This window comes from Flavobacterium psychraerolatum (assembly GCF_025960985.1).
In the GTDB taxonomy this organism is placed as follows: Bacteria; Bacteroidota; Bacteroidia; order Flavobacteriales; family Flavobacteriaceae; genus Flavobacterium.
In genome coordinates this window covers 92,100-118,103 of record NZ_JAOQMX010000001.1, presented here as the reverse complement: position 1 = coordinate 118,103, position 26,004 = coordinate 92,100, and the positions used below count along the sequence as shown (strand labels likewise).

Genomic DNA, 26,004 nt, shown 5'->3' with positions numbered 1-26,004 from the left:
CGATTGTAAGTGTTTTAAAAGTAGTTTGATACTTTGTAAACTTATATGTTTAAATATTTGTCTAAATAATCTGAACGTTCTTTTAGATTATTGATATAATTGTCTTCAATGTGTTCAGAGGTAATTTCATAATTATATCTTCTAAAAGATTGTACGATTTCATTTATTGCTCCAAGACTAATTTTCAGGGTAATTTCTACACTATCCACTTCAGATTCAGAGATGAAAAGACCTAATAATTTACCATTATTACTCTCTACAATTTGTGTAATTTGACTCATTGAATAATCCAAAATTCCTTTTTTTATCTTAATGATGCGTCCAGGTTCTTTTAAAAATGGAGTCTGATGAAAAAAGGTCATGATTTCTTCAATCTCATAATAACCCACATAGCGATTCTCCTCGTCAAGCACCGGAATTAAATTACTATGATTCTTCGCAAATACTTCTAGTACTTCCAACCAAATCGCTGTCGATCTAGTAAAAAATGTTTCTAGCGTGTATTTATAATCAATTACTTTTTTATCATTATCAAATGTTTCAAGATCATCAGAAGCAATACTTCCTATATATACGCCTTCTTCCACAATAGGAAAATGTGAGAAATGCAATTCCGCAAAAAAATCCTTCACGGTGTCAATAGTCTCTTGACAGTCAAGTGGTTTGTAGTCGTTTGTTATGTAGTCTGTAATATTCATGGTAAATAAATCCTCTAATGTTATGCAAAATAATCAAAAAAAGGCAAAAACACCTACCTTTTACTTTGTATTTTTGTACTCATTATTGTTTAATAATAATGAAACAAAAAGTATTCCAATGACAAAGTTAAGTGTAAATATTAATAAAATAGCAACTTTACGAAATGCTCGTGGTGGTAATGTGCCAGATTTGCTAAAAGTAGCCACAGATATTCAAAAATTTGGAGGCCAAGGTATCACTATTCATCCTCGTCCAGATGAACGTCACATTAGGTATCAGGATGCACGTGACCTGAAAACGGTCGTGTATACTGAATTTAATATAGAAGGAAATCCTCAACACAATTTTATCGATTTGGTTTTAGAGTGTAAACCCGAACAAGTGACTTTAGTTCCAGATGCTATCGGTGCCATTACCTCGTCTGCAGGTTGGGACACAGTAAAGCACCAAGCCTATTTAACCGAGATGATTCAGGAGTTTCAGCGGAACAACATTCGTACTTCGATTTTTGTAGATCCACAACTCGATATGATAGAAGGAGCCAAATTGACAGGAACTGACCGAATAGAATTGTACACCGAAGCTTTTGTACACCAATACAGCTTGGGGAATAAAAAGGGGATTGATCCTTATGTTAAAGCAGCTGAGCTGGCAATAGAAATGGATCTTGGGATCAATGCTGGACACGATTTGAGTTTGGATAATATTCAGTTTTTTAAACAAAATATTCCAGGATTATTAGAAGTGTCTATAGGTCATGCATTAATTGCAGAGTCCTTATATTTAGGTCTCGAAAATGTAGTGAATATGTACTTGCAGAAATTAAAATAATTGGGGCGTGACCCGCAGAAAAAGCGGGTCGGGCTTTCAGCTATATCTTTTTACACTGGCAAAAAGCCAGCCCAAAAAGGATACCGCTTCAATCCCTCACGCGAGAATCACGAGGGTAAATCTTTTTCTATTCCAGAGGTTATTTCGAAATATCAAGTTTAAACGTATTTCATAATAATGGTTTTTCATCAAAATACACTTATTTCACACTAATGGAAAAAGATAGCAATACAGTTTTAATTATAGGTTCAGTTTGGCCAGAACCCAATTCCTCTGCTGCGGGATACCGAATGTTGCAACTCATTACTTGTTTTCAGGAAGAAGGATATCACGTTATATTTTCGAGTCCAGCCATGGATAGCGATTTCATGGTTAATCTTGAGGATTATAAAGTCGAGAAAAAAAACATCAAACTCAATTGTTCCTCTTTTGATGAATACATAAAAGAATTAAATCCAACAATCGTTCTTTTTGATCGGTTCATGATGGAAGAGCAATTTGGATGGCGCGTAGCCGAAAATTGCCCACAAGCTTTACGATTGCTTGATACCGAAGATTTACACTGTTTGCGTCTTGCCAGGCAAAAAGCTTTCAAAGAAAAGAGAGTTTTTGAAATCGATGATTTATTAATAGAAGAAGTTTCTAAACGTGAAATTGCTAGTATTTTAAGATGTGATTTATCATTAATAATTTCCAAATTTGAAATGTATGTTTTAGAATCTGTCTTCAAAGTGGATGAGAAATTATTGTTTTATCTCCCATTTTTATTAGATACTAATGCTATTTCGAATTTTGTTCCTTTCGATCAAAGAAAGAATTATGTATTTATCGGTAATTTTTTGCATGAACCCAATTGGAATGCAGTTCAGTATCTCAAAGAGACGATTTGGCCGCTTATAAAACAGCAACAATCGGATGCTGAACTACATATTTATGGTGCTTATCCATCACAAAAAGTCTTGCAACTTCATAACCCAAAACAAAGATTTCATGTTCAAGGACGTGCTGTAGATGCTCAAAAAATTATTTCCGAAGCTAGGGTTTTAGTAGCCCCTTTGCGTTTTGGTGCAGGGTTAAAAGGAAAACTGGTCGAATCGATGCAATATGGAACCCCAACAGTAACGACAGCCATTGGTGCAGAAGCTATGCACGAGGATTTGCCTTGGAATGGTTTTGTAGAAAACGATGTAGACCTTTTTGCTCAGAAAATGGTTGAATTGTACAATAATGAAAAACTTTGGCTTCAATCACAACAGTATGGAGTTGAAATCATTACCCAATGTTATGATAAAAGTCTTTTTGAATCCCAATTCAAAACACAGATATCAAATTTATTAGTCAATTTGTTCCAACACCGGAAAACTAATTTTTTCGGTAACCTTTTGCAACATCATAGTTTTAATAGTACAAAATACATGTCAAGATGGATTGAAGAAAAAAATAAAAAATAGGTTTTTATTATCAATAAAATATATTTTTGCAGTTGAATACTAAAACTGTTATATGAAAAAAATTACTTTTGGTTTGTTACTTCTTTTATTAGGTATAACTGCTGGTGCACAAGAGATTAGCGTTGAAGATAAAATCTACGGTGTTGAGCTTGGAATTATAAAAGCAGATATCTTTTATGAATTTAAAATGGATAGAAAGTGGGCTCTTCGTGCCGAATTAGCTGCTGATTATATGACTTATAGATATGATATTGCACCAGATACTAGGATCTCTGGCACCATTATACCTTTCAGTTTTGTAGTTGAACCACGCTTTTATTATGGAATAGACAGAAGAAATCGTTTGGGTAGAAATATTGGATTTAATAGCTCTAATTTCTTTTCCTTGAAGACTTCTTTTAATGCTAATCGATTTCCGATTTATAAATCGGATGATAATATCCGAATCGTTAATACTATTAGAGTACTTCCTAGCTTTGGTATCAGACGCAGTTTTGCAAAGAAGTTTAGTTATGAGTTTTCCGCTGGATTTGGACTTGACTATACTATTTTTAGTAAATCGAGTGGTTGTAATTGTGACCATTTAAAAAATTATGCTGATATTCAAGCTAAAATTGGATATAATTTCTAAACTTTTGTTGCTTTGGTTTGTGAACGAAATCGCGCTAATTTAGCCCCGATTGAAGCGGCATCCTTGTGGGGGCTTGGCTTTTGCCCCCACAAGATACAGCGTAAAGCGGGAGCCCAACTTTCTGATGAAAACAAATTTTCTGCTCCTAATTTTGATCAAATTATAAAACACAAAACCCCGTTAAGTCAGACCTAACGGGGTTTGTTTATTGTAATGACTCAGAGATTATGCAAGCATAGTAACTGGGTTTTCAATGTATTGTTTCAATGTTTGTAAGAACTGTGCTCCAGTTGCTCCATCGATCGTACGGTGGTCGCAAGCTAGTGAAAGCATCATAGTGTTTCCTACTACAATTTGTCCGTTTTTAACAACTGGTTTTTCAACAATTGCTCCAACAGAAAGGATTGCAGAGTTTGGTTGGTTGATAATTGAATTGAATTCAGTGATACCAAACATACCTAAGTTAGAAACTGTAAAAGTGCTTCCTTCCATTTCTGCAGGTCCTAGTTTTTTGTTTTTAGCTCTTCCAGCAAGATCTCTTACACTAGCGCCAATTTGAGATAAACTCATAGCGTCCGTGAATTTCAATACAGGAACAACCAATCCGTCTTCTACAGCAACAGCAACACCAATATTTACATGGTGATTGATTGTAATTGCATCAGCAGACCATTGTGAGTTTATTTTTGGGTGTTTTTTCAATGCTAATGCACAAGCTTTTATTACCATATCGTTGAAGGATACTTTTGTATCAGGCAAGCTATTGATGGTAACTCTAGATTTCATTGCATCATCCATAGTCACTTCGATTACTAAGTTGTAATGAGGTGCTGTGAATAATGATTCAGCCAAACGCTTCGCAATGATTTTACGCATTTGCGAGTTTTTAATTTCTTCGGTAACTACTTCTCCAGCAGGTACGAATAATTTTGGTGCGGCAGCAGCAGGAGCTTCAGATTTTGCAGGAGCAGGTGCGGCAGGTGCGGCAGCAGCAGCAGGAGTGAAGTTTTCGATATCGCTTTTCACGATACGTCCATTTTCACCTGAACCTTTAACTTGTGCTAAATTAACACCTTTATCACTTGCGATTTTCTTAGCAAGAGGAGAGGCGAAAATTCTTCCACCATCAGTTGCGACAGTAGTAGCAGGCTCTTGAGCTTGTGCAGCGGCAGCAGGTTTAGCTTCTTCAGTTGCAGCAGCAGGAGCAGATCCTCCAGCAGTGAAACCTTGTGCAATTCCTGAGATGTCAGTTCCTGCAGGCCCGATGATAGCTAATAAACTATCAATAGGAGCAGAATCGCCTTCTTCAATTCCGATATATAAAAGAGTTCCTTCGTTGAAAGACTCAAATTCCATTGTCGCTTTATCTGTTTCGATTTCAGCAAGGATATCACCTTCAGCAATAACATCACCTACTTTTTTCAACCAAGTTGCAACAGTACCTTCTGTCATAGTATCGCTTAAACGAGGCATCGTTACTACGATAACTCCTTCTGGCAATGCAGCTGGAGCAGCAGCAGCAGTTTTAGTTTCTGTTGGTTTTGTAACCTCAGCAGTAGCTGCGGGAGCTTCAGCAGCAGCGGGAGTAGCGTCACCTGCAATAAGTGCAGAAACATCTTCACCTTCTTCACCGATGATTGCTAATAAAGAGTCGATTGGAGCAGTTTCTCCTTCTGGAATTCCAATGTACAAAAGAGTTCCTTCGTTGAAAGACTCAAATTCCATTGTTGCTTTGTCAGTTTCAATTTCAGCAAGGATATCCCCTTCGCTTATTTTGTCACCTACTTTTTTAAGCCAAGTCGCTACCGTTCCTTCCGTCATAGTATCGCTCAAACGAGGCATTGTTATAATTGTTGCCATAATTGATTTTATAGTTTATGAGGTAAAAATGGATAATCTTCTTGTGCGTACACTACATCATACAATTGTTGAACTTCTGGGTAAGGAGAACTTTCAGCAAAGTCAACACATTCTTGAACTCTGTCTTTTACTTTTTGGTCAATTGCAGCGATTTGTTCTTCTGTAGCGTATTTTTTATCCTTAATTACGTCTAATATTTGTGTAATTGGGTCAATTTTTTTGTATTCTTCAACCTCTTCTTTAGAACGATACAATTGTGCATCAGACATTGAGTGTCCTCTGTAACGGTACGTTTTCATTTCTAAAAATGTTGGTCCATCACCACGACGAGCTCTATCAATAGCTTCAGTCATTGCTTCGGCAACTTTTACAGGGTTCATTCCATCTACTGGTCCACAAGGCATTTCGTATCCTAGACCTAGTTTCCAGATATCTGTATGATTTGCAGATCTCTCAACTGAAGTTCCCATAGCATATCCGTTGTTTTCAACGATGAAAACTACAGGTAGTTTCCACAACATAGCCATGTTGAAAGATTCATGTAGAGAACCTTGACGGGCAGCTCCATCTCCAAAGTAGGTCATGGTAACTCCGCCAGTATTATTGTATTTGTCTCCAAAAGCCAATCCGGCTCCTACAGGAATTTGTCCACCTACAATACCGTGTCCGCCATAAAAACGGTGTTCTTTTGAGAAAATATGCATTGATCCTCCCATACCTTTGGAAGTACCTGTTACTTTTCCCATCAGTTCTGCCATTACTCTTCTTGGGTCAACACCCATACCGATAGGCTGTACGTGATTTCTATAAGCAGTAATCATTTTATCTTTAGTCAAATCCATTGCATGTAATGCACCCGCTAATACTGCTTCTTGACCATTATACAAGTGTAGAAAACCTCTAACTTTTTGTTGAATGTATAATGCTGCAAGTTTGTCCTCAAACTTTCTCCAAAGTAGCATGTCTTCGTACCACTTCAAATAAACCTCTTTTGTAACTTCTTTCATCTAGATTATTCTTTTGCTAAAGTTTTTATTGTATTGTCAATTGTGATCTTGTCGCAAAATAGTGTAATGGTACAGAATTGCGAATTGCAAAAATAGAACATTAGAGTTAAGAACTAAAATTTTAATGCTCATTTTTAGTATTATTACAACATGTTTTTGTTAAATAATAATGGGAGTAGGTTTTTTAACGAATCTGACTTGTAAATATCACCTGTTTCTCCTGTGAAATAAATCTCTATATCAGTATTTTGTCTAATTTCATATTCAGCAATAGATTGTCTACAGGCACCACAAGGAGGGATAGGAGTTGTTGTTGTATTCTGATCCGATGCTGCAGTAATAACAATCATTTTAATTATTGCTTCTGGATATAATGCTCCTGCTTGAAAAATAGCGACTCTTTCTGCACATAGTCCCGATGGATATGCTGCATTTTCCTGATTTGATCCTAAAACTACTTTCCCGTTGTCTAACAGTAGTGCAGCTCCAACTCTAAAGTTGGAATAAGGAGCGTATGCTTTCTTTCTAATGGCAATTGCTAGTTCTAGTAATTCTTGTGTTTTTTGTGGTATTTCTTGAATGTTTTCAAATACCGTAAATTCAGTATTTATGCTAATTTTTTTCATGCTTAAAGATATAAAAAAAATCCAAATTTCATTTTAAAGAAATTTGGATTTTTTATAATTTGTGAAATTAGAGACTAATATTCTTCGTATTTATCGCCAAAATTTAGTGTAAGAGAAAAACGTAACGTATTTTCTAATGGATTTTTTATTTTCGATGCAGAAAATAGATAGGAAACATCAATTTTAACTGTGGTGTATTTGAATCCTGCACCCAATGAGAAATATTTTCTATTACCTTTCATGGCGCTTTCGTTAAAATAGCCCATACGCATTGCAAACGAATCTTGGTAGGTATACTCAGCACCTGCAGCATATGTTATTTCTTTTAATTCTTCACTTACGCCCCCTGGAGCATCTCCAAAAGATTTGAAAATTCCAGAAGTCCAACTGATGTTGCGGTAATCTTCTTTTTTTTGATCTGTTTCTGCTTGTGTATCGGTACTTGCAAATTGTGGTGTTGGAACTAATAATTTGTTGAATTCTAAATTAAGGGCTACTTTATTATAGTCATCAAAAATAAAATCAAAACCACCACCTACTTTTAAGTTTGCAGGTAAAAAGTTCGAGCTAAGGTTATTATTGTCATAACTGATTTTTGGACCTAAATTTTGAATGTTAAATCCACCTCTCCATCTCCCGTTGAAATCGTTGTAGGCCATTTCTTCCGATTGATAAAAACCAGCTATATCTATTGCAAAGGTACTTGCGGCCGTTGCATCATTATTGACATCGGGTACTTTTAGAGCTGAGCGAATATATCTTCCGGCTACTGCCATAGAGAAAGTTTCACTTAATTTAAGAGAATAGGATCCGTCAAGAGCTAATTCACTAGGTGATACTTTTCTAGTTACTTCATTAGGGTCTCCGGTTTGTCGGAGTTCAATTTCACCAAAGCTAAAATAACGTAAACTAGTTGCAAAAGCTGAGCGTTCATTTATTCTATTATAATAGGTAAGTTGCCCAAGTGCAATGTCATTTGCCAAATCAGTTAGATAGGGAGTATAGCTTATAGAAACACCTTGTTGGTCTGTAGCAAAAGCATATTTAGCAGGATTCCATTGTTGAGAAAAAGCATCTGATGATGTAGCGACACCAATGTCAGCCATACCTGCAGCCCTTGCGTCAGCTGAAACCATTAAAAATGGTACTCCTGTCGTTATTACATTGTTGTATTGAGCTTTTCCGCTCCAAAATGCTAGTAAACAGCTAGTAAAAAGTATTATTTTTTTCATTTTTAACATAAAAATTTATTTGACAAATATAGTATTTTATTAAAGTATAACAAGTTTTTCTATTTTTTCAGCCTTTTTATTCGTTAGGCTTGATTTGACGGTCAATTTATAAACGTAAACACCTTTTCCTATTTTATTTCCAAAATCATCTTTTCCGTTCCATGTTATCTCTTTCGATAAAAAACCATCTGTTGTGATAATTTGGTTTTTTGTCCAAACTACTTTTCCAGTTATTGTGTACACTTGAATTTGAACTTCTAAAGGTTCAAAAGGTCTATTATGTGTAAACCAAAATTCAGTATAATTTACAAATGGATTAGGGTAGTTAAGAACATTGGTTAATGTTATTGCTTCGTCCCCTACCATTAAAAATTGAATTTCTGTTATGGTAGGATTATTGTATACATCCCAGGCTTTAAATGTAATTGTATGCAATCCAGGTGCAATATCACGTAGTGGAAATCGTAATGATCCCTTGGTGTAATCATCTAAATTGGTTTGGTAATAATCATTTAATACATAAGGTGCACTTTCGTTACCGTCCAAAACTGCTGTGATGTCATGTCCTATTCCACTTGCGGTATTTATTCCATTTTCATCTTCTAATATAGCAAGTATAATTGGAGATGAGTTGGTGATTCCGCCAGAGACAAACGTTTCATCATTCATATATAACTTTACAATTGGACTTATATTGTCCTCAGGAGCATCTTCATTTACTCCTCCAATCATGATACTTGTATTTTGACCTGCTTTATCTTCTAGTTCTAGATTTTTTGTTCCGTAAAAGCTGACTTTTCCATTGCCTAAAGGGATTCGGATATCACGAGGCACGATAAAACTAAATTCAAATTGTCCATTAGTGATGGTTGCATTTCCTCTAAAAATTGATTCCCCCAACATGTTGAAATTTATTGGTGGACTAAATCCATCATTGTTCAGTGTTGTTCTTGTGATTGTTTTATCGAAGATTCTAGTAGAAACCTCACCATTGTAGCTTGAAAGTAAATTATTACTTTCGTCTCTCACTTCACCTGTTAGTTTCATTTTTGATAAAGATTTGAAGTTATCAAATGTTTCAGTAATAGGTACGTCATTTACTTTAGTTAATAAAATGGTAGGTTTAGGTATTGCTAATGTAAGTGCTGGATCTCCTATGTAAAAAACAACATTTGAGGAAGAGCTAGGGGTGTGGTTTTTTGCTAGTCGTAATGCTTCTGCTATTGATGTGTATTGGTTTGAATCATAAGATAGTAAATAGGAGAAGAGGTTGTCATTGAAGTTTTCGGCTGGGGTTTGAGAAATCGAACGAATGGTTGTTATCATCGCAATGGCACCTCCTTTTGGGTTCCAATATACAAATTCACCAGCAGTTGGCTTGTTTGGGTTGTCAAAGCGAGAAAAGTCGCAAGTTATCGTCACAAAAAGTGGGTATTTGTATTGATTACTTAAGTTTTGCCCATCTGATTTTTCCCAAATTCGTTCTCCAGAAAGGCCGTCTTCTCCTCCATGTCCTAAGTAGTTTACAAACAAGGCTCCTTTTTCAAAGGCATTGAATAAATCTGTTCTTGCTTTTGGATATCGATTACCACCTGCTGATGTTTCTTGAGTGTACGAATCTAATAGTATTTTATCTGCATTTAGAAAAGGTTTTTTACTGCTGATTGTGTCTGATAATCTATTTTGCCTAAATTGTAAACTAGCATCTGATGATTTGTCTGAATCATCAGAAATCATCATGAAATTATTTCTCCAACTTCCATAAGAGCTGGTGTCGTAATACTCGAGTACTTTGTTAACCATTTCTTCGGCCTGTTTATTGTCTGCTATTAGCATTCTTCCTACTGCAATATCGATTCCTCCAAAAGAATTGGTGATATTACCTTCGTCTTCATCCATATAACAAAAAAAGTCGTCTGAAGCAAATGAAGACTCACCTAAGGTATTGCCTCGCAACGCATGATAAATAGGTACAATGTTTGTATTTGTGGCTACTTTGCTTTTATAATCATAAGAAGCATCTCCAAAAAGATTGACATATTTTACACATTTGTCTCGGACAGGAAAGGTGGAGCTGTTTTGAAAGATATATTTTACGCAATTTCGAATAGCAGCGATATCTTGCTTACCCGAGGAAAACTCTTGGTATATCTTTTCTAACGTTATGACTTTTGTATTTAGTTTAGAATAGGATCGGTGAAAAGCAGCAAGTTTTTCGGCTTGATTTACTAAGAAAGCAGGTGCGATAATTACATAATCAATATCTTGAAATTGGCCTTTATCATCATTGAAAACTGTTCCTTTAATGTCTTGATTCGCAACGTTAGTATTGTTTTCTTTTAAAGGTGTTAAGAAGTCGGCTGTGTCAACCGCCATATACTTTCTGGTTTCCCCTAGATTTACTTTAAAAGAAAATAAATCTAAATTTGGATTGGTATATTTAGTCGTATTATATATATCAGTGATGTCCCAGATCTCTGATACTGTTTTTGCACTTGATATAGTATATTGGGCGATTCCTAATTTAGAAGCTGCAGCATTGTATTGGAATTGGAACTGCTTGCCATTGGATTTTAGTTCTCTTGTAGCGGAAAGTTGAATGTAGTCAAGGTAGCCTTTAGAACCTGCTACACTATTGTTATCGAAGGTAAGTTTTATTTTTATGTTTTCTTTCCCTGTGAAGGTACCGCTAAAGTCGTTATAAGTATATTGGATATCGGTATTGGTAGTGGTTAATGGGGCTAAATTTAATGATCCAACCTCTATTTCGTTTGCTTGTATTCTGAAAGATGTTGGGGTAAAAGCTGCGGCTCCAGCGGCTATTTTTATGGATACTGGTACTGTTGTTTCAATATTAGGAAAGTCAAATGAAAATTCTTGAATGTTTTTTATCTCAAATGATTCTCCAAACCACTGTCTTCCTATATTGGCGATATTATAGAGGTCAACTTCGTGAAATTGAATATCATCAAATGTACTTATGGATAATGTTGAAGATCCGGTTGGTTGTGACTCTTCAGGGATTCGTTTTCCGTTATCTCCTTGTGTGGTTATATAATAATAGGACTTGTTTTCAAAAAGATTCACAAAGGTGTTGCTCTCTACGTTCCAAGTGTCAGTACCTTCAGCATAAAATAGTATGAAGTCTCCATTGTCAAATTTACCATCGTCTTCGCCAATAATTTGAATAGCGTTTTCTGTTAGATCGTTTGGATAGTATATTTTGTTTGATAATGGGAGCATCCTTCCTCCATTACCAAATATTTTTATTTTTTTTGGGTCAACAGTATTCAGATTTAAACCTAGTTGCTGTAAAAATGTTTTACTGATTTTATAAACACCCGATTTTTCAACATAGAATCGATACCAGTCGCCATTTGCTAATACAGAATTTGTAATTGCCTTCGTGGTGCTAGTTTTAGACGTTTGTTTGTACAGTGTTCTAATTTCATTTTGAGGAAATAGAATGTAAGTAAGGGATGTTATTCTTTTATATCCAAATCCATCTTTGATAATTGGTGATATTGAAAGAAACGACTGAGTTATGTCTCTTGATAGAGTTGTTATAATCTTAGTTGTTATTTTATTAGGGATATTTTTGAGGTCAAGCTGACCTAATTGTTCATTTGCGATAGCCTCGTATTGGATATTCGTTATTTGAGTGTAATTATCATCGTAACGTATGTTCTCTGGTAGAGGTAGAGTGTAATCGATGGTTTTGTTGCTAGTATCATACCTGAAGTTATTTCCAGAAAACTGCGGTATATTTATTTTTGTTGTTCCATAATTCATTTCAGTTTTGTCAAGCCAGCTGATCGAGATTTCTCCCTTAGTTTGAGAAAATAAAATGAAACTAGACGAAAGAATGAATAAAAAAAGTAATTTTTTCATTTTTGTACTAAATTGGATTGGTTTAATTAATATTTAAGGGTAAAAATAAATCAATTAATATGAAAATAAATAATAAATAGTATATTTTTGCGTTTGATTTGTAGAATATATTAAAATTTGAGTCGTGAATTTTTTTATTAATGGTGTTGTGCGTTAATGGTTAATTATTATATTGCACCACTTTAAATTATTACCTTATAAAAGAGTATGAAAGTAGTTAAAAATAACATTTTACAGTTTGTTTTGTCATTTGCAATTGTTGTGGTAGGTTTTTCTAGTTGTAGCAAAAAATCAAGTTCTAATGGTTCTTCAAGAGCAACAGGATGGAATGTAAGCGGTAAGAAAGCTGGAAGCAGTAAGACACAAGTTGCTGGTCCAGGGTTAGTTTTTGTTGAAGGAGGAACTTTTACCATGGGTAAGGTACAGGACGATGTAATGCACGATTGGAATAATACACCAACTCAGCAACATGTACAATCCTTTTATATGGATGAAACGGAGGTAACAAATTTCATGTATTTAGAGTACTTGGACTGGGTGAAAAAAGTTTTTCCTCCAACTGATGAAAGTTATAAACATATTTATACTGGAGTTTCTCCAGATACTTTAGTGTGGAGAAATAGATTGGGGTATAATGAAACCATGACTAATAATTATTTGAGGCATCCTGCATATGCTAATTATCCTGTAGTTGGAGTGAATTGGATTCAAGCTGTGGAATTTAGTAAATGGAGAACAGATCGTGTGAATGAAGCGATTTTAGAGAAAAATGGTTATTTAAAGAAAAATGCAAAATCAGATGAGGTAGATGGTGAAAGTTTATTCAGTACTGAAACCTATATTGATTCTCCAACTTCTACTTATGGTGGTAAAAATGAGGAAATTGCATTAAAAAGAACTAAAGGCCGTAAAGTGTCTTCAAGATCTAATGCGGCTACTCCTGCAACAAATGTTTATGCGCAACGTAGTTCAGGGCTAATTTTGCCAGAATACCGTTTGCCTACTGAGGCAGAATGGGAGTATGCGGCGGCTGCAGATGTTGGACAAAGAGAATATAATACTTATAAAGGGCAAAAAAAATATCCTTGGTCGGGTAGTTATACACGTTCAGGTAAAAGACAAACTAAGGGGGATCAGTTAGCTAACTTTAAGCAAGGTAACGGTGATTACGGTGGGATTGCAGGATGGTCTGATGATGGTGCTGATATTACTAATGCTGTTAAACAGTATCCAGCAAATGATTTTGGCTTGTATGATATGGCGGGTAACGTTGCGGAATGGGTAGCAGATGTTTATAGACCGATCATTGATAACGAAGCAAATGACTTTAATTACTATAGAGGTAATATGTATACCAAAAACAAAATTGGTGAAGACGGTAAAATTTCAATTGTTACTAAAGATAATATCAAATACGATACTTTGAGTAATGGTAAAATTATTTCTAGAAATTTTCCAGGTCAAATCGCTCAAGTTCCTGTTGATGAGCAAGAAACTTATTTGAGACAAAATTTTGATAAGAGTAATAATGTAAATTATAGAGATGGTGATAAGCAATCTTCTATCTATTATAACTTCGGAAATTCAGAATCGAATGATACTAAAGATGGTAGGAAAATGTATAACTCTCCTAAGCATAATGTAACTACAGATAGTTTGGGTCAAATGGAAAGAAAATTTGATAAGTCTAGTAAAAGAACAACATTAGTAAATGATGAAGTAAGAGTTTACAAAGGTGGTTCTTGGAGAGATAGAGCGTATTGGTTGGATCCAGCGCAAAGAAGATATTTTCCGCAAGATATGGCAACAGATTTTATTGGGTTTAGATGTGCAATGTCTAGAGTTGGTCCGAAGTCAAATAAAAAGAAGTCAGCTAGAAATTAAGTTAAAAATATATAATATTGTAAAAGCCCTTTGATTAGGGCTTTTATGTTTTTAAATCCTTTTGAAATGAATATTAGTGCAATTCATAATTTGTTTTTAAAATGTAGTTCGGTTTCGATAGATACCCGTAAAATTGAATTGAATTCGATGTTTGTGGCTATTAAGGGAGAGCGATTCGATGCTAATACTTTTGCAAAAGAAGCCTTAGATAGAGGGGCGTCATATGTGATAATTGATAATGATAGTTATTATATCGACGAAAGAACTATTATAGTTGAAGATAGCTTGATTGCTTTGCAAGAGTTATCAAAATTCCATAGACTTTATCTTAATCTGCCTATTGTTGCGCTTACTGGAAGTAATGGGAAAACAACTACCAAAGAATTAATTCAGGTTGTTTTGGCTCGAAAGTTTAAAACTAAGGCTACTGTAGGGAATTTTAATAATCATATTGGTGTTCCTTTGACTTTGCTTTCGTTTACTAAGGAAACGGAAATAGGTATTGTTGAAATGGGAGCAAATCACCAAAAAGAAATTGCTTTTTTATGTGAGCTCGCTATGCCGAACTTTGGATATATCACCAATTTCGGTAAAGCCCATTTAGAAGGTTTTGGAGGGATTGAAGGAGTGATTAGAGGAAAAAGTGAAATGTATCAATATCTTAATAAAGCGAATGGACTTACTTTTGTGAATTTAGAAGACCCTATTCAAGTGGATAAGAGTATGGGTTTAAGATCTTTTTCATTTGGGATTCAAAAAAAGTGTGCTGATATTACTATAGCTTCTGTTAACGCAAATCCTTTTGTTGAAATAGTATTTGATGATGTGGTTATTAAATCAAATATGATAGGGCTTTATAATGCTAATAACTTAAATGCAGCACTTGCGATAGGGAAGTATTTTAAAGTGGCAGATTTGGCTATAAAAGAAGCTTTAGAAGGATATGTTCCGGAGAATAATAGGTCTCAGTTGTTGACTAAAGGTTCAAGTCAAATTATATTGGATGCATATAATGCTAATCCAAGTAGTATGGCGGTGGCTATTGCAAATTTTGTACAACTTGATGGTGGTAATAAAGTGATGGTTCTTGGGGATATGTTTGAACTTGGTGAGGAAAGTTTACAAGAGCATAAGGCAATTGTTGAGTCGGCTGTTATTACCAACGATGTGAAGTGTTATTTCGTTGGGGAAGCTTTCTTTAGGAATAAGATCGAAAAATCTAATTTTGAATTCTATCAAAACTTTGAATGTTTTGCTGCAGCCTTTAAAGAATTAAAATTTGAAAATAGCATGTTATTGATTAAGGGGTCAAGAGGGATGGCATTAGAGCGAACGCTTGAATTCTTATAAGGTTTTTTTAAAAATATATATGCCATTTCGTTTATTTGAAATGGCTTTTTTTTTGGTCTTTTTTCAAATATTTGGAAGAAATTAGTCCAAAAAAAAAACTCCAACATTTCTGTTGAAGTTTTGTGGGCGATGAGGGGTTCGAACCCCCGACCCCCTCGGTGTAAACGAGGTGCTCTGAACCAGCTGAGCTAATCGCCCTATTTTACTAGGTCGCTATCATTTTGTGATTGCGAGTGCAAATATAAGACTCTTTTTTGATTACACAACTATAAAATGAAAAAATATTTAAATTATTTCTGCTACAACAAATGTACTGCCGCCAATATAAATAAAGTCCTCTAGGTTTGCTGCTAACTCGGCTGCTTTGTAAGCTTTTGGTATAGAGTTAAATGCGGTTCCATTTAATCCAAATTCTGTTGCTTTTTGGTGAAGTATATCCACTGGAAGTCCTCGTTGATTATCCGGTTTTGAAAAGTAATAAATAGCATTTTTTGGTAGTAAAGGTAGAATTGCTTCAAGGTTTTTGTCATTGACCACTCCAAAAACAATGTGTAGGGTATTAAAATTTTCTTTTTTAATTTGGTTGAAAACTATAGATAGACCTTCTTTGTTGTGTGCAGTATCGCAAATCGTTTTTGGATTTGCTTGTAATTGTTGCCATCGCCCTAATAGGCCAGTATTTTTGACAGTATTAGCCAACCCAGAGATGCAGTTTTCTTCTTTGATTTTTAAAATTCCTAAATCGTTTAAAACGGCAATTGTTTTTAAAACGGTTTTCTTATTTTGGAGTTGGTAATCTCCTAATAAGTCTGAAGGATATACATCAACTACGTCTTCAGATGCAAAGTAAATAGGTGCGTTGCACTCCAATGCTTTTTGAATAAAAACTGTTTTAGTCTCAGGAGTATATTCCCCGATGATTACCGGAATAGTTGGTTTTATTATTCCAGCTTTTTCAGCAGCAACGAGTTCGAGGGTGTTACCCAAAAAGTGCGTGTGATCCAAACCGATATTGGTGATTACTGATACTAGTGGTGTGATTATATTTGTAGCATCCAATCTACCGCCCATGCCGACTTCGATGATGGCGAAATCTACCTTTTCGGCTGCGAAATATTCAAATGCGAGTCCAACACTCATTTCGAAAAAACTAATGTCGTGGCTTTTAAAAAAAGGTTTGTTTTTTGATATAAAACTGCAAACAAAATCTTCGCTAATTTCTTGACCATTTATTTTGATGCGTTCGCGGTAATCTCTAAGGTGCGGGGAAGTGTAGAGTCCGATTTTGTATCCTGCTTCTTGCAAGATAGATGCTAGCATGTGTGATGTCGATCCTTTGCCATTTGTACCCGCTACATGTATGCACTTAAGGGCATGATGCGGGTTACCTAGGTGCGCTATGAGTTCCAATGTGTTTTGCAAGTCTTCTTTGTAAGCAGTTGCTCCCTGTGTTTGATACATGGGTAACTGATTAAACATCCACTGGGTTGTTTCTTGGTAATTCATTGATTGTAATTTTGAATTCAAAAGTACGATTTCTTTTGGTGGTGCTCAAATTCAATTTCAGGAAATAGATGCGAAATTTTTAGAATTGCCCCCGTTGAAAGGCGCGGGTCAGGCTTATCGTTCCTGCTTTTTTTATTTGGAGAAAAACCAAATAAAAAAAAGCTCCACTGTAAACGAAGCTCACTGAACTCCTATGAAAAATAAATGTAAAGTGAAGTAATTCTTCACGCAAAGTAGCGTGACAATTCAGTTTGTGATACTAAACGTGAATCAAGTTTAGTTTTGCATTTTTCATGTTTGGGATTCGGGTAATTTTCTCGATCTAGTTTGTCATGCTGAAAGTATCTCCTTTTTTGTCGAGCAACGTTGCTGTGATGCTTTCAGCGTGACAAATTGTTGTGAGTAGTATTTCTTGAATAAGAAAGAATTCGTGTCACTCCAGAGGTTTGCGTGAGAGATAGAAATAAAAAGCCCGCAGACAAGTGCAGCGGTAGCGGAACTTGTTGAGGAGAGTAATGGATAGCTCGACAGCAATACAAAAGGTTAGGCGGTAGCAAGATTTGCCTTTTGTATTGGTGGCACGCCCTAATTATTTTAATAAATATTATTCTCCTAATTTGAAATTGACGGTAATGAATCCAACTTGAGTTTCTGGTGCATTACTATCGGGTTGCCATCTGTATTTGCGGGCAGTTGCGATTGCTGGTTCAACCAAACACGGATTTGTGTTTGTAGTTCCTTTGGTGTATTTGGCGGCGATTACATTTCCATTTCGGTTTACTGTAATTTGTACGACTACGGTTCCAGATTCGTTGCATTTTTGTACCACTGATCCTCTTGAACTGATGCTTCGTCCATTAAGTCCCCATCCGCTGCCGTTGCCAGAACCAGTCCCAGATCCATAATAGGAGCTTGCGTAGGGGTCGCCATTTATGCTTCCTTTGTCACCTGCTTTGTTATCATTTCCTTCGCCTCCTTTGGATTTACCATCCGATTTTGGGCCATTAATCAAACTAGACAAAGCATCGGTGGTACTTTTGGAAGGTTTTGGACTTTCTTTTGGTTTTTGTTTTACTTCAGCTTCAGCAACTTGCTTGGTAGGCTGTGTTTTTTTGGCAGTTTTCATCACAGGAGCATCTTCTACGTCTTGGGAAAGTACTTCCTCTATTTTTGAAGCAGCAGGTTGAGCAGCAGTAGGTTTTGGTGCCGACTGGATTGCTTCTGTGGGTTGTACTTTTCCATTGCCAAATTCGGTGGTACCAAAATTGATAGCGATGCCGTTCTCGGGTGGTGGATCAAGTGAGGTTAGTCCTAAATAGAAGAACAATACAAGTAGTATCCCGAAAATGATCGCGGTGATAGCAAATGATTTTTTTTCTTCTTCTGTTTCTAAATATTTCATGTATAAAATGAATCTTGTGTTTTTAAAAGTAGTTGGCTTATTTTGGTCTTACCGCTAGTACCACTTTTATTTGATTTCGATTGGCAATATCCAAGACGTTTACCGCTTTTTCTATTGGTACTCCTTCTTCAGCTCTTAAGATGATCGCTTTTTCTTTGTCTGCCGTGAACATTCCCAATAATCTGGCTTCTAATTCAGATTCTTGAACAGGCTCTTTGTCAATAAAAAACTCTAATTTTTTGTTGATGCTTACAGAAATGTTTTTGTTGCTGTCTGTTTTTCCTTTTGCTTTGGGTAGTACCAAATCTAGTGCGTTGGTGGTAACCATGGTGGATGTAAGCATAAAGAATATCAATAACAAGAACACAATGTCTGTCATGGATGACATGTTGAACTCTGCGTTTACTTTGTTTCTTCCTCTAATATTCATAATTATGCGGGGTCGTTTAATAAGTCTAAGAAATCTACAGCATTGGCTTCCATTTGGTGTACAATTTTGTCTGTTTTGACAATAAGGTGGTTGTACCCAATAAAAGCAATAAGTCCAACTACCAATCCTACAACTGTAGTGGTCATGGCTGTGTAGATTCCTTCGGAAAGTGCTCCAACCTCGATTTGTCCACCAGCTGTTGCCATTTTATGAAAGGCTTGAATCATACCTACAACAGTACCTAAGAAACCAGTCATAGGTCCAGCTCCAGAAATGGTAGCTAGCATACTCACGTTTTTTTCTAATTTGTAAATTTCTAGTTTACCTGCATTCTCAATTGCTGTATTGATATCGTCTAATGGTTTCCCTATTCTCGAAATTCCTTTTTCAATTAATCGTGCCACAGGAGATTTGGAGTGCGCGCAGGTCATTTTTGCATTATCGATACGTCCATTACGGATGTTGTCTCTAATTTGGCTCATGAAGCTGCTATCTATTTTTGAGGCTTCGTTGATGGCCATTAATCTTTCAAAATAAAGATATAATGCTACAAAAAGCATTAAGAATAGTGCGGTCATAATGATTTGACCAGCAAGTCCTCCGCTAGTTAATAACTGTATGATAGAAAGGGTTTTTTCTACAGGAACTGCTTCGGCTAAATTTTCATTTGCAACAGATAAAGTGTCTGCTTGTAACAATAAGCTCATATTGATTTTTCTTTTTTTATTGAAACGCTAAGATATTATAAAAATTGTAAGTGTTGGTCAAAAATTTAGAATGTATTCGTTTAAGTTTGCATCCAGATCCAGTCCTATTTTTTTGCGCAATCGGTTTCTGTTCTTTTTTACGCTTTCGTTTGATATTCCAAGGATTGTAGCGATTTCTTTATTTTTCAGATTTAGCCTAAGGCATAAAAAAAGGCGCTCCTCGCCAGCTGTTATTTTTGGGAAATTATCGCGAACTTTCTTGATGTAATTAGGATACGCATTTTCAAAATAAGTCTTGAAAATAGACCAATCGGCATCGGTTAAGATTTTTTTATTTAAGAATGTTTCTGATGATTGCTCTTCTGTGGTGTCAAATTGATCATCCGATTTTTCTTGTAATACCGATTTATTTTTTTCGATCAACAAAGCGGTGACTTCATTTAGAGCGGCAATTTTTGTTTTCAATTGGTACCGCGTTTCTTTTTTTTGCTTTTTTAATAACAAGGTGATAGTGGCAATAGCGATGAACGAAATGGATAGCACCAACAATAATAGGATAATGCGTCGTTCAGACTCATGTAGCTTAATTTGGTTGTCCTTAATAATATTTTCTTTTTTCTCGTTTAAAAATTGTTTTTCTAGCTCAGACATCTTTTCATTGACTTCATTTCCCTCTATTTTGTCTTTTAATTCATAGTGTTTAATGTAGTATTGAATAGCTTTTTGATATTTGCCCCAAGACTCATATAGGACCGCTTGTGTGAGAAAGTTTTGAACTTGCCTATCTTTCCAATTATTATTTTTATTTTGAATTTCAAGCTTTTTGAACAAAATTTCTGCTTTGTCGTATTGCTTCATTTCGGTCCAAATGATCGCTTTATTATTCTGGTACATACTTTCAATGTATGGGTCTTTCAATTCTTTGATAACTGAAATTGCAATTTCGATATATTTTAAACCCGCTTTTTGGTCGTTTTGATAGCATTTTAGGTTGCTATAATTATTATACGCTTGTGCAATTTGCTCTTTATCGGCAAATTTAGGCATCATCTTTTCTGCTTGGGCAAAGTATTTTTCTGCTTCGGGATAGTTATCGATTTCTCCGTAAGTAGCACTTATTTGTTCTAGAATTTCTGCCATATATAAGCTATCCTTGGCAATAGCTGCTTTGTTGTAAGCTAATAAATATTCTTTGAGTGCTGCTTTTGAATTACTTTTTATATCGAATACCAATGCTTTTCGAATATGATAGGCGGCTTGCCAGTCAGGGCGATTGTATTTCGATATTAAAATTTCTGCTTGTAGTAAATAATCATTAGTGGCTAGATATTCACTGTTGTTGTAGTGGTCTGCAAACAAAAAAAAGTAACCATATAATTGGTGTACTTCGTTTTTTGAAGCTATAGCATTTTTGAGATAGGCTTCGTGAATTGTTATTTTTTGACTCGCGCTAAGTGCCGATTTTTTGGGTATAGGGTCCTCTTTCATCATTTCTCTTTTGAAGAAAGGTTGTGCTTTTGAATTTGAAATGGATAAAAATATTAAAAGCAGGTACAGGTGTCTAATCAATTGTTTATTAGCTATTTGTATTGTTTAATTATCGTTGTCACCCTTTTTGTCACCATACAAAAATAGTCTAAAATTGATGAAAGTGTACATTTGTATAAATATAATTTAAAACCTTATAAATAATCCAAAAAATGAAAAAAACATTACTTAACGTGGTCTTTGTGTTGTCATTTGTTGTGCAATTACAAGCTCAAACCGTTTCTTATTGGACGGAAGTGCAAACCTCAAAAGTGTCTAAATTGGCTCGAAAAATTACGAGCGATAAAAAAGAGGGTGAGAAATATTTTCAATTAAATACTGCTGTTTTACAACAGAAGTTAGCTGCGGTAACTGGTAAGGCGGTAAAACCTGCTGCTTTGGAAATTACAGTGCCAAACACTAAAGGAACAATGGAAAGTTATAAAGTGATCGAAAATTCTAATTTTGATCCAGAATTGCAAGCGAAATATCCAAGTATTCGTGCGTATGTTGGTCAGGGAGTTTCGGATAAAACGGCCACGATTCATTTTAGTATGTCTCCATTAGGTTTTCAATCTGTAGTTTTTAGAGGTGAGAATGCAACTGAGTTTATTGAAGGTTATGATAAATCGGCTGCAGCTTATGTTGTTTTCGATTCGAATAAAAGTATTTCTGGTAAAGCAGGTTTTAAATGTACAACGCCAGAAGCAAAAGTAAATACGAGTTCAAAAAGTAATACAAATAGAATAACCTCTAGCGCACAGTCATACAAAACAGTACGATTGGCTTTGTCATGTAACGGTGAATATGCACAGCATTTTGGGGGAACAGTTGCTGATGCTTTAGCGGGAATGAATGCTTCGATAACAAGAATCAATGGGATTTTTGAAAAAGATTTTGCAGTTCACATGAATTTGATTGCCAATAATGATCAATTGATTTATTTAGATGCTGCAACAGATCCTTATTCTGATGCTGCCATAGGAACAAAGAATGATGTTTGGAACAAAGAAGTCCAAAACACGATTTCGTCAAAAATTGGTAATGCAGCTTATGATATAGGTCACTTATATTGCAAAACTGGTGGTGGAGGAAATGCAGGTTGTATTGGTTGTATTTGTGTTGACGATGATATAAATAATTTGACAGATATTAATAAAGGAGGAGGATATACTTCACCAGAATCGGATACAGCTGCACCAGAAGGAGATGTTTTTGATTTTGATTTTGCAGCACATGAGTTTGGACATCAGTTGGGTGCCAACCATACTTTTAGCTATAATTTTGAAGAGTCAATAACGCAAGTTGAACCAGGAAGCGGATGCACTACAATGGGGTATGCAGGAGTTACTGATTGGGATGTACAACCGCACAATATGCGTAACTTTGCTTATGTGAGCATCAAACAAGTTCAAGAAAATTTAGCAACAAAAACGTGTCCAATTTCTATTCCTACTAGTAATACTGCACCAATAGTTAACGCGGGTACAGATTATACAATTCCAAAAGGAACTGCTTTTATTTTGACAGGAACTGGTACAGATGCAGATGCATCAGATGTGTTGACTTACAGCTGGGAACAAAATGATGCGAGTACAGACAATACAAGTCAAGCAAATAGTATGACCTATGATACCAAAGTAGAGGGGCCAACTTTTAGAATGCAAGAACCGTCTTTTTCTCCCGTGCGTTACATGCCAAAATTGACTAGTGTACTAATGGGTAAATTGGGTAGAACTATTAATGATGTAAAAGATGTAGAATATGAATCGGTTTCAAATGTTGCAAGAGATTTGAACTTTACTTTTACTGCAAGAGATAATCATCCAGGTGAAGGACAAACAAAAACAGCTTCAATGAAGGTTTCTGTAGTTACAACTGCTGGTCCGTTTGCGGTTACTTCTCAAAATATTGAGGGGCAATCATTTCCTGGTGGATCATCGCAAACTATTTCATGGGATGTGAATAATACAACTACTATAGCTGGTTCGGCTATGGTATCTATCATGATGTCAACAGATGGTGGAGTCTCATTTACTACAACTTTGGCTTCATCTGTTGCAAATTCAGGAACAGCAGTAGTTACTTTGCCAAATGTCAATGCTGCTAGCTGTCGTATTATGGTGAAGCCTACAGCAAATATTTATTATGCTGTCAATGCAAAAGCATTTGAGATTACAAATACCTTATCAACGGTTGCTAACGCATTAGACCAATTTGCTTTGTACCCAAACACAAACCATGGAACTTTTACAGTGAATTTTGATTCTAAAAACAGTGATGATACTTTAATTACAGTGTCAGATGTTTTGGGTAAACAAGTGTACAGTCAAAGTTTTAAAAATAATTCTACTTCATTTTCTGAGCATATTGGACTTTCAAGTGTTCAAAATGGTTTCTATTTTGTAACTGTTCAAAATGGAAAAAATAAAGAAGTAAGAAAGATTTTAGTTAATTAATATTTTTTTTATTTGTTGCTAAACCTCCAGGTAAGTGGTATTATCTGGGGTTTTTTTTGTGCTAAAAAATTACCCCAGCGCTATGGTCCTTGTATGCTCCTGTGACACTACTCAAAACATTAATTTCATTGCGAAGTTTTAAAACACCCAACAATCCAAATATCACGGCTTCCTTATATTCTAATATTTTATTCTCAGGGATAACGATTTCCATATTCGGTAGGTATGCTTTAATTCTTTCGATTAAAAAATCATTATAAGCACCACCACCAGTGACCAAGAGTGTTCCAGATTTTGTGGGTAATACACAACCAGTTTGAACAGCAATATGTTCTACAAAAGTGGCTAATTTATTTTTTGGCAAAATAGAGTAAGACTCCATAATAGGTAAAACAATTTCTTTTACAAATTCGAAACCTAGCGATTTTGGATAGGTTTTCTGGTAGAAATCCAAAGCATTTAATTCATCGAGTAAGGATTGGTCGATTTCACCTGTTCGGGCAATACTTCCTTTATCATCATAATCCAGTTGTAATTGGTTGGCATAATAATTAAGGATGGTATTGGTTGGAGAAATATCGAATGCCACTCGTTTGCCATTTTCTTCGAAAGAAACATTCGAGAAGCCTCCTAAGTTCATGCAATAATCATATTTTGAAAATAAGATTTTATCACCAATTGGAACTAGTGGAGCACCTTGACCACCTAAAGCTACATCTTGAACTCTAAAATCGCAAATTACGGTTTGGTTTAAAAGTGTTGCAATTTCGGGTAGGTTACCAATTTGCAATGTAAAACCATCTTGTGGTTGGTGCAAAATTGTGTGCCCGTGAGAACACACAGCATCAAGGTTATCGATCTTGTGTTTTGCTATAAAATCATTAATGATACCCGACAAGAGTTGTGTATAATCACGGTTGAGTTCTTTTAATTGAGGATGTGAAAATGTAATTGCATTTTTTAAGATCGAAAGCCAAACACCTTTATAATTTACTGTTTCACTCTGAAGTATTTCAAAATTCCATTGTCCATTATTGATTGTGAATGCTATTTCTGCTAAATCTACGCCATCCAAAGAAGTGCCTGACATGATTCCGACTACGTGATAATTCTGTTTGTGTTTCATTTTATAGCTATTTTTAGAAAATTAAAAATTATATGCACGCATAGTTGTTTAAGTCATGTAAATAGGTTAATTTTCTAATTCGTAAAATTAAGAATTCTAATTTAGAAATGTTATTTTTTTCGAAAGCCAATTTTCACATATTAACTATTACATTTTATGGATTTTAATTTATCAGAAGAACAGTTAATGATTCAACAAGCCGCAAGAGACTTTGCTCAAACCGAACTGTTACCCGGAGTTATAGAAAGGGATGAACATTCAAAATTCCCTATAGAACAAGTCAAGAAGTTGGCTGAATTAGGGTTTTTGGGGATGGTCGTTTCACCAGAATATGGAGGTGCAGGATTGGATAATTTATCCTATGTCTTGGCATTGGTAGAATTGGCAAAAGTTGATGCCTCGACAGCAGTAATTATGTCTGTCAATAATTCTTTGGTTTGCGCCGGAATGGAAAAATATTGTAACGAAGAACAAAAACAAAAATATTTGGTACCACTAGCCAAAGGAGAAGTTTTAGGGGCGTTTTGTTTATCAGAACCAGAAGCAGGTTCTGATGCTACTTCACAAAAAACGACAGCGATTGACAAAGGAGATTATTATTTGTTGAACGGAACCAAAAATTGGATCACAAACGGTTCGTCAGCCTCTACATATATCGTGATGGCACAAACAGATATTGAAAAAGGCCATAAAGGAATCAATGCTTTTATTATCGAAAAAGGTTGGGCTGGTTTTGACATTGGACCCAAAGAAAAGAAAATGGGAATCAGGGGATCGGATACGCATTCACTTATGTTTAATGATGTGAAGGTGCCAAAAGAAAATAGAATCGGAGCTGATGGTTTTGGTTTTCAATTTGCGATGCAAGTACTTAATGGTGGTAGAATTGGAATTTCTGCGCAAGCTCTCGGAATCGCAACTGGAGCCTATGATTTGGCTTTGGCCTATTCGCAACAGCGTAAAGCCTTTGGTAAAGAGATTTTTAAACACCAAGCAATTGCCTTTAAACTGGCAGATATGGCAACCCAAATTATGGCGGCCAAAATGTTGTGTTACAAAGCCGCTACCGAAAAAGATGCAGGTCAAGATATTACCCAATCGGGTGCGATGGCCAAATTGTATGCTTCGCAAACAGCAATGGACGTAACCATCGAAGCGGTGCAAATTCACGGAGGTAACGGATACGTATCTGAGTATCATGTGGAACGTATGATGCGTGACGCCAAGATTACGCAGATATACGAAGGGACATCAGAGATTCAGAAAATTGTAATTTCTAGAACTTTAATTTCTTAATTATAATTCATAAATTATTTACAAAATCCACCTGTACAATCGTAGGGGTGGATTTTTTGGTTTAATTTCACCTTTTATTACTTGAAGTG

Annotated in this window: 19 protein-coding genes and 1 tRNA gene; 7 read left to right on the top strand and 13 right to left on the bottom strand. The window is 35.4% G+C overall.

What is annotated here, in order from left to right; translation table 11 throughout:
- Window positions 1-41: 41 nt before the first annotated feature.
- Window positions 42-698, bottom strand: coding sequence for a CBS domain-containing protein (locus tag M2326_RS00600; protein WP_264617621.1), 657 nt, complete (start codon window positions 696-698; stop codon window positions 42-44).
- A gap of 118 nt (window positions 699-816) precedes the next feature.
- On the opposite strand from M2326_RS00600, the gene M2326_RS00595 reads away from it, so the two are divergent.
- From M2326_RS00595 to M2326_RS00585, 3 genes are all read left to right on the top strand, one after another.
- Complete coding sequence (locus tag M2326_RS00595) at window positions 817-1,530, top strand: pyridoxine 5'-phosphate synthase (RefSeq protein WP_264617620.1); 714 nt, start codon at window positions 817-819, stop codon at window positions 1,528-1,530.
- 212 nt (window positions 1,531-1,742) lie between these two features.
- A complete protein-coding gene (locus M2326_RS00590) occupies window positions 1,743-2,981 on the top strand; it encodes a glycosyltransferase (protein ID WP_264617619.1) in 1,239 nt (412 codons plus the stop codon).
- A 52-nt stretch (window positions 2,982-3,033) separates the two neighbouring features.
- Window positions 3,034-3,612, top strand: coding sequence for a hypothetical protein (locus M2326_RS00585; protein ID WP_264617618.1), 579 nt, complete (start codon window positions 3,034-3,036; stop codon window positions 3,610-3,612).
- Between the two features lie 225 nt (window positions 3,613-3,837).
- Here M2326_RS00585 and M2326_RS00580 read toward each other — a convergent pair whose 3' ends face one another.
- The 5 genes from M2326_RS00580 to porU all read right to left on the bottom strand — a co-directional run bounded on the left by M2326_RS00580 (window position 3,838) and on the right by porU (window position 12,228).
- Window positions 3,838-5,472, bottom strand: a complete 1,635-nt coding sequence (locus tag M2326_RS00580; RefSeq protein WP_264617617.1) for a dihydrolipoamide acetyltransferase family protein — start codon at window positions 5,470-5,472, stop codon at window positions 3,838-3,840.
- A gap of 8 nt (window positions 5,473-5,480) precedes the next feature.
- Window positions 5,481-6,479 carry a pyruvate dehydrogenase (acetyl-transferring) E1 component subunit alpha gene (gene pdhA / locus M2326_RS00575; RefSeq protein ID WP_264617616.1) on the bottom strand — a complete coding sequence of 333 codons (999 nt, stop codon included), beginning with the start codon at window positions 6,477-6,479 and terminating at the stop codon, window positions 5,481-5,483.
- A gap of 143 nt (window positions 6,480-6,622) precedes the next feature.
- Window positions 6,623-7,105, bottom strand: coding sequence for a cytidine deaminase (gene cdd / locus M2326_RS00570; RefSeq protein ID WP_264617615.1), 483 nt, complete (start codon window positions 7,103-7,105; stop codon window positions 6,623-6,625).
- Window positions 7,106-7,179: 74 nt separating this feature from the next.
- Window positions 7,180-8,337 (bottom strand): type IX secretion system outer membrane channel protein PorV, encoded by a 1,158-nt coding sequence (porV, locus tag M2326_RS00565; RefSeq protein WP_264617614.1) that lies wholly within the window; start codon window positions 8,335-8,337, stop codon window positions 7,180-7,182.
- A gap of 39 nt (window positions 8,338-8,376) precedes the next feature.
- The gene (porU, locus tag M2326_RS00560) at window positions 8,377-12,228 is read right to left on the bottom strand and encodes a type IX secretion system sortase PorU (RefSeq protein WP_264617613.1); all 3,852 of its coding nucleotides are present in this window, start codon (window positions 12,226-12,228) and stop codon (window positions 8,377-8,379) included.
- A 207-nt stretch (window positions 12,229-12,435) separates the two neighbouring features.
- Between porU and gldJ the strand changes: the two genes are divergently transcribed.
- Together gldJ and M2326_RS00550 are read left to right on the top strand one after the other, a co-directional pair.
- Window positions 12,436-14,112: a gliding motility lipoprotein GldJ gene (gene gldJ / locus M2326_RS00555; protein WP_264617612.1), complete on the top strand. Its 1,677-nt coding sequence runs from the start codon at window positions 12,436-12,438 to the stop codon at window positions 14,110-14,112.
- A gap of 66 nt (window positions 14,113-14,178) precedes the next feature.
- Window positions 14,179-15,462: a UDP-N-acetylmuramoyl-tripeptide--D-alanyl-D-alanine ligase gene (locus M2326_RS00550; RefSeq protein WP_264617611.1), complete on the top strand. Its 1,284-nt coding sequence runs from the start codon at window positions 14,179-14,181 to the stop codon at window positions 15,460-15,462.
- Between the two features lie 123 nt (window positions 15,463-15,585).
- Here M2326_RS00550 and M2326_RS00545 read toward each other — a convergent pair.
- The 6 genes from M2326_RS00545 to M2326_RS00520 all read right to left on the bottom strand — a co-directional run bounded on the left by M2326_RS00545 (window position 15,586) and on the right by M2326_RS00520 (window position 20,998).
- Window positions 15,586-15,660, bottom strand: a tRNA-Val gene (locus M2326_RS00545).
- A gap of 87 nt (window positions 15,661-15,747) precedes the next feature.
- Window positions 15,748-16,968 (bottom strand): bifunctional folylpolyglutamate synthase/dihydrofolate synthase, encoded by a 1,221-nt coding sequence (locus M2326_RS00540; protein WP_264617610.1) that lies wholly within the window; start codon window positions 16,966-16,968, stop codon window positions 15,748-15,750.
- Between the two features lie 604 nt (window positions 16,969-17,572).
- Window positions 17,573-18,370 carry an energy transducer TonB gene (locus M2326_RS00535; RefSeq protein WP_264617609.1) on the bottom strand — a complete coding sequence of 266 codons (798 nt, stop codon included), beginning with the start codon at window positions 18,368-18,370 and terminating at the stop codon, window positions 17,573-17,575.
- 37 nt (window positions 18,371-18,407) lie between these two features.
- Window positions 18,408-18,800 carry an ExbD/TolR family protein gene (locus M2326_RS00530; RefSeq protein WP_264617608.1) on the bottom strand — a complete coding sequence of 131 codons (393 nt, stop codon included), beginning with the start codon at window positions 18,798-18,800 and terminating at the stop codon, window positions 18,408-18,410.
- Window positions 18,801-18,802: 2 nt separating this feature from the next.
- The gene (locus tag M2326_RS00525; RefSeq protein ID WP_264617607.1) at window positions 18,803-19,507 is read right to left on the bottom strand and encodes a MotA/TolQ/ExbB proton channel family protein; all 705 of its coding nucleotides are present in this window, start codon (window positions 19,505-19,507) and stop codon (window positions 18,803-18,805) included.
- Window positions 19,508-19,564: 57 nt separating this feature from the next.
- Window positions 19,565-20,998, bottom strand: coding sequence for a helix-turn-helix domain-containing protein (locus tag M2326_RS00520; RefSeq protein WP_264617606.1), 1,434 nt, complete (start codon window positions 20,996-20,998; stop codon window positions 19,565-19,567).
- 209 nt (window positions 20,999-21,207) lie between these two features.
- Here M2326_RS00520 and M2326_RS00515 point away from each other — a divergent pair, with 209 nt between their 5' ends.
- Entirely contained in the window at window positions 21,208-23,493 is a 2,286-nt protein-coding gene (locus M2326_RS00515; protein WP_264617605.1) for a zinc-dependent metalloprotease, read from the top strand.
- 61 nt (window positions 23,494-23,554) lie between these two features.
- Here the strand turns inward: M2326_RS00515 and M2326_RS00510 are convergent, their stop codons facing one another.
- A complete protein-coding gene (locus tag M2326_RS00510) occupies window positions 23,555-24,619 on the bottom strand; it encodes an anhydro-N-acetylmuramic acid kinase (RefSeq protein ID WP_264617604.1) in 1,065 nt (354 codons plus the stop codon).
- Between the two features lie 156 nt (window positions 24,620-24,775).
- Here M2326_RS00510 and M2326_RS00505 point away from each other — a divergent pair, with 156 nt between their 5' ends.
- Window positions 24,776-25,915 carry an acyl-CoA dehydrogenase gene (locus tag M2326_RS00505; protein WP_264617603.1) on the top strand — a complete coding sequence of 380 codons (1,140 nt, stop codon included), beginning with the start codon at window positions 24,776-24,778 and terminating at the stop codon, window positions 25,913-25,915.
- Window positions 25,916-26,004: the final 89 nt, after the last annotated feature.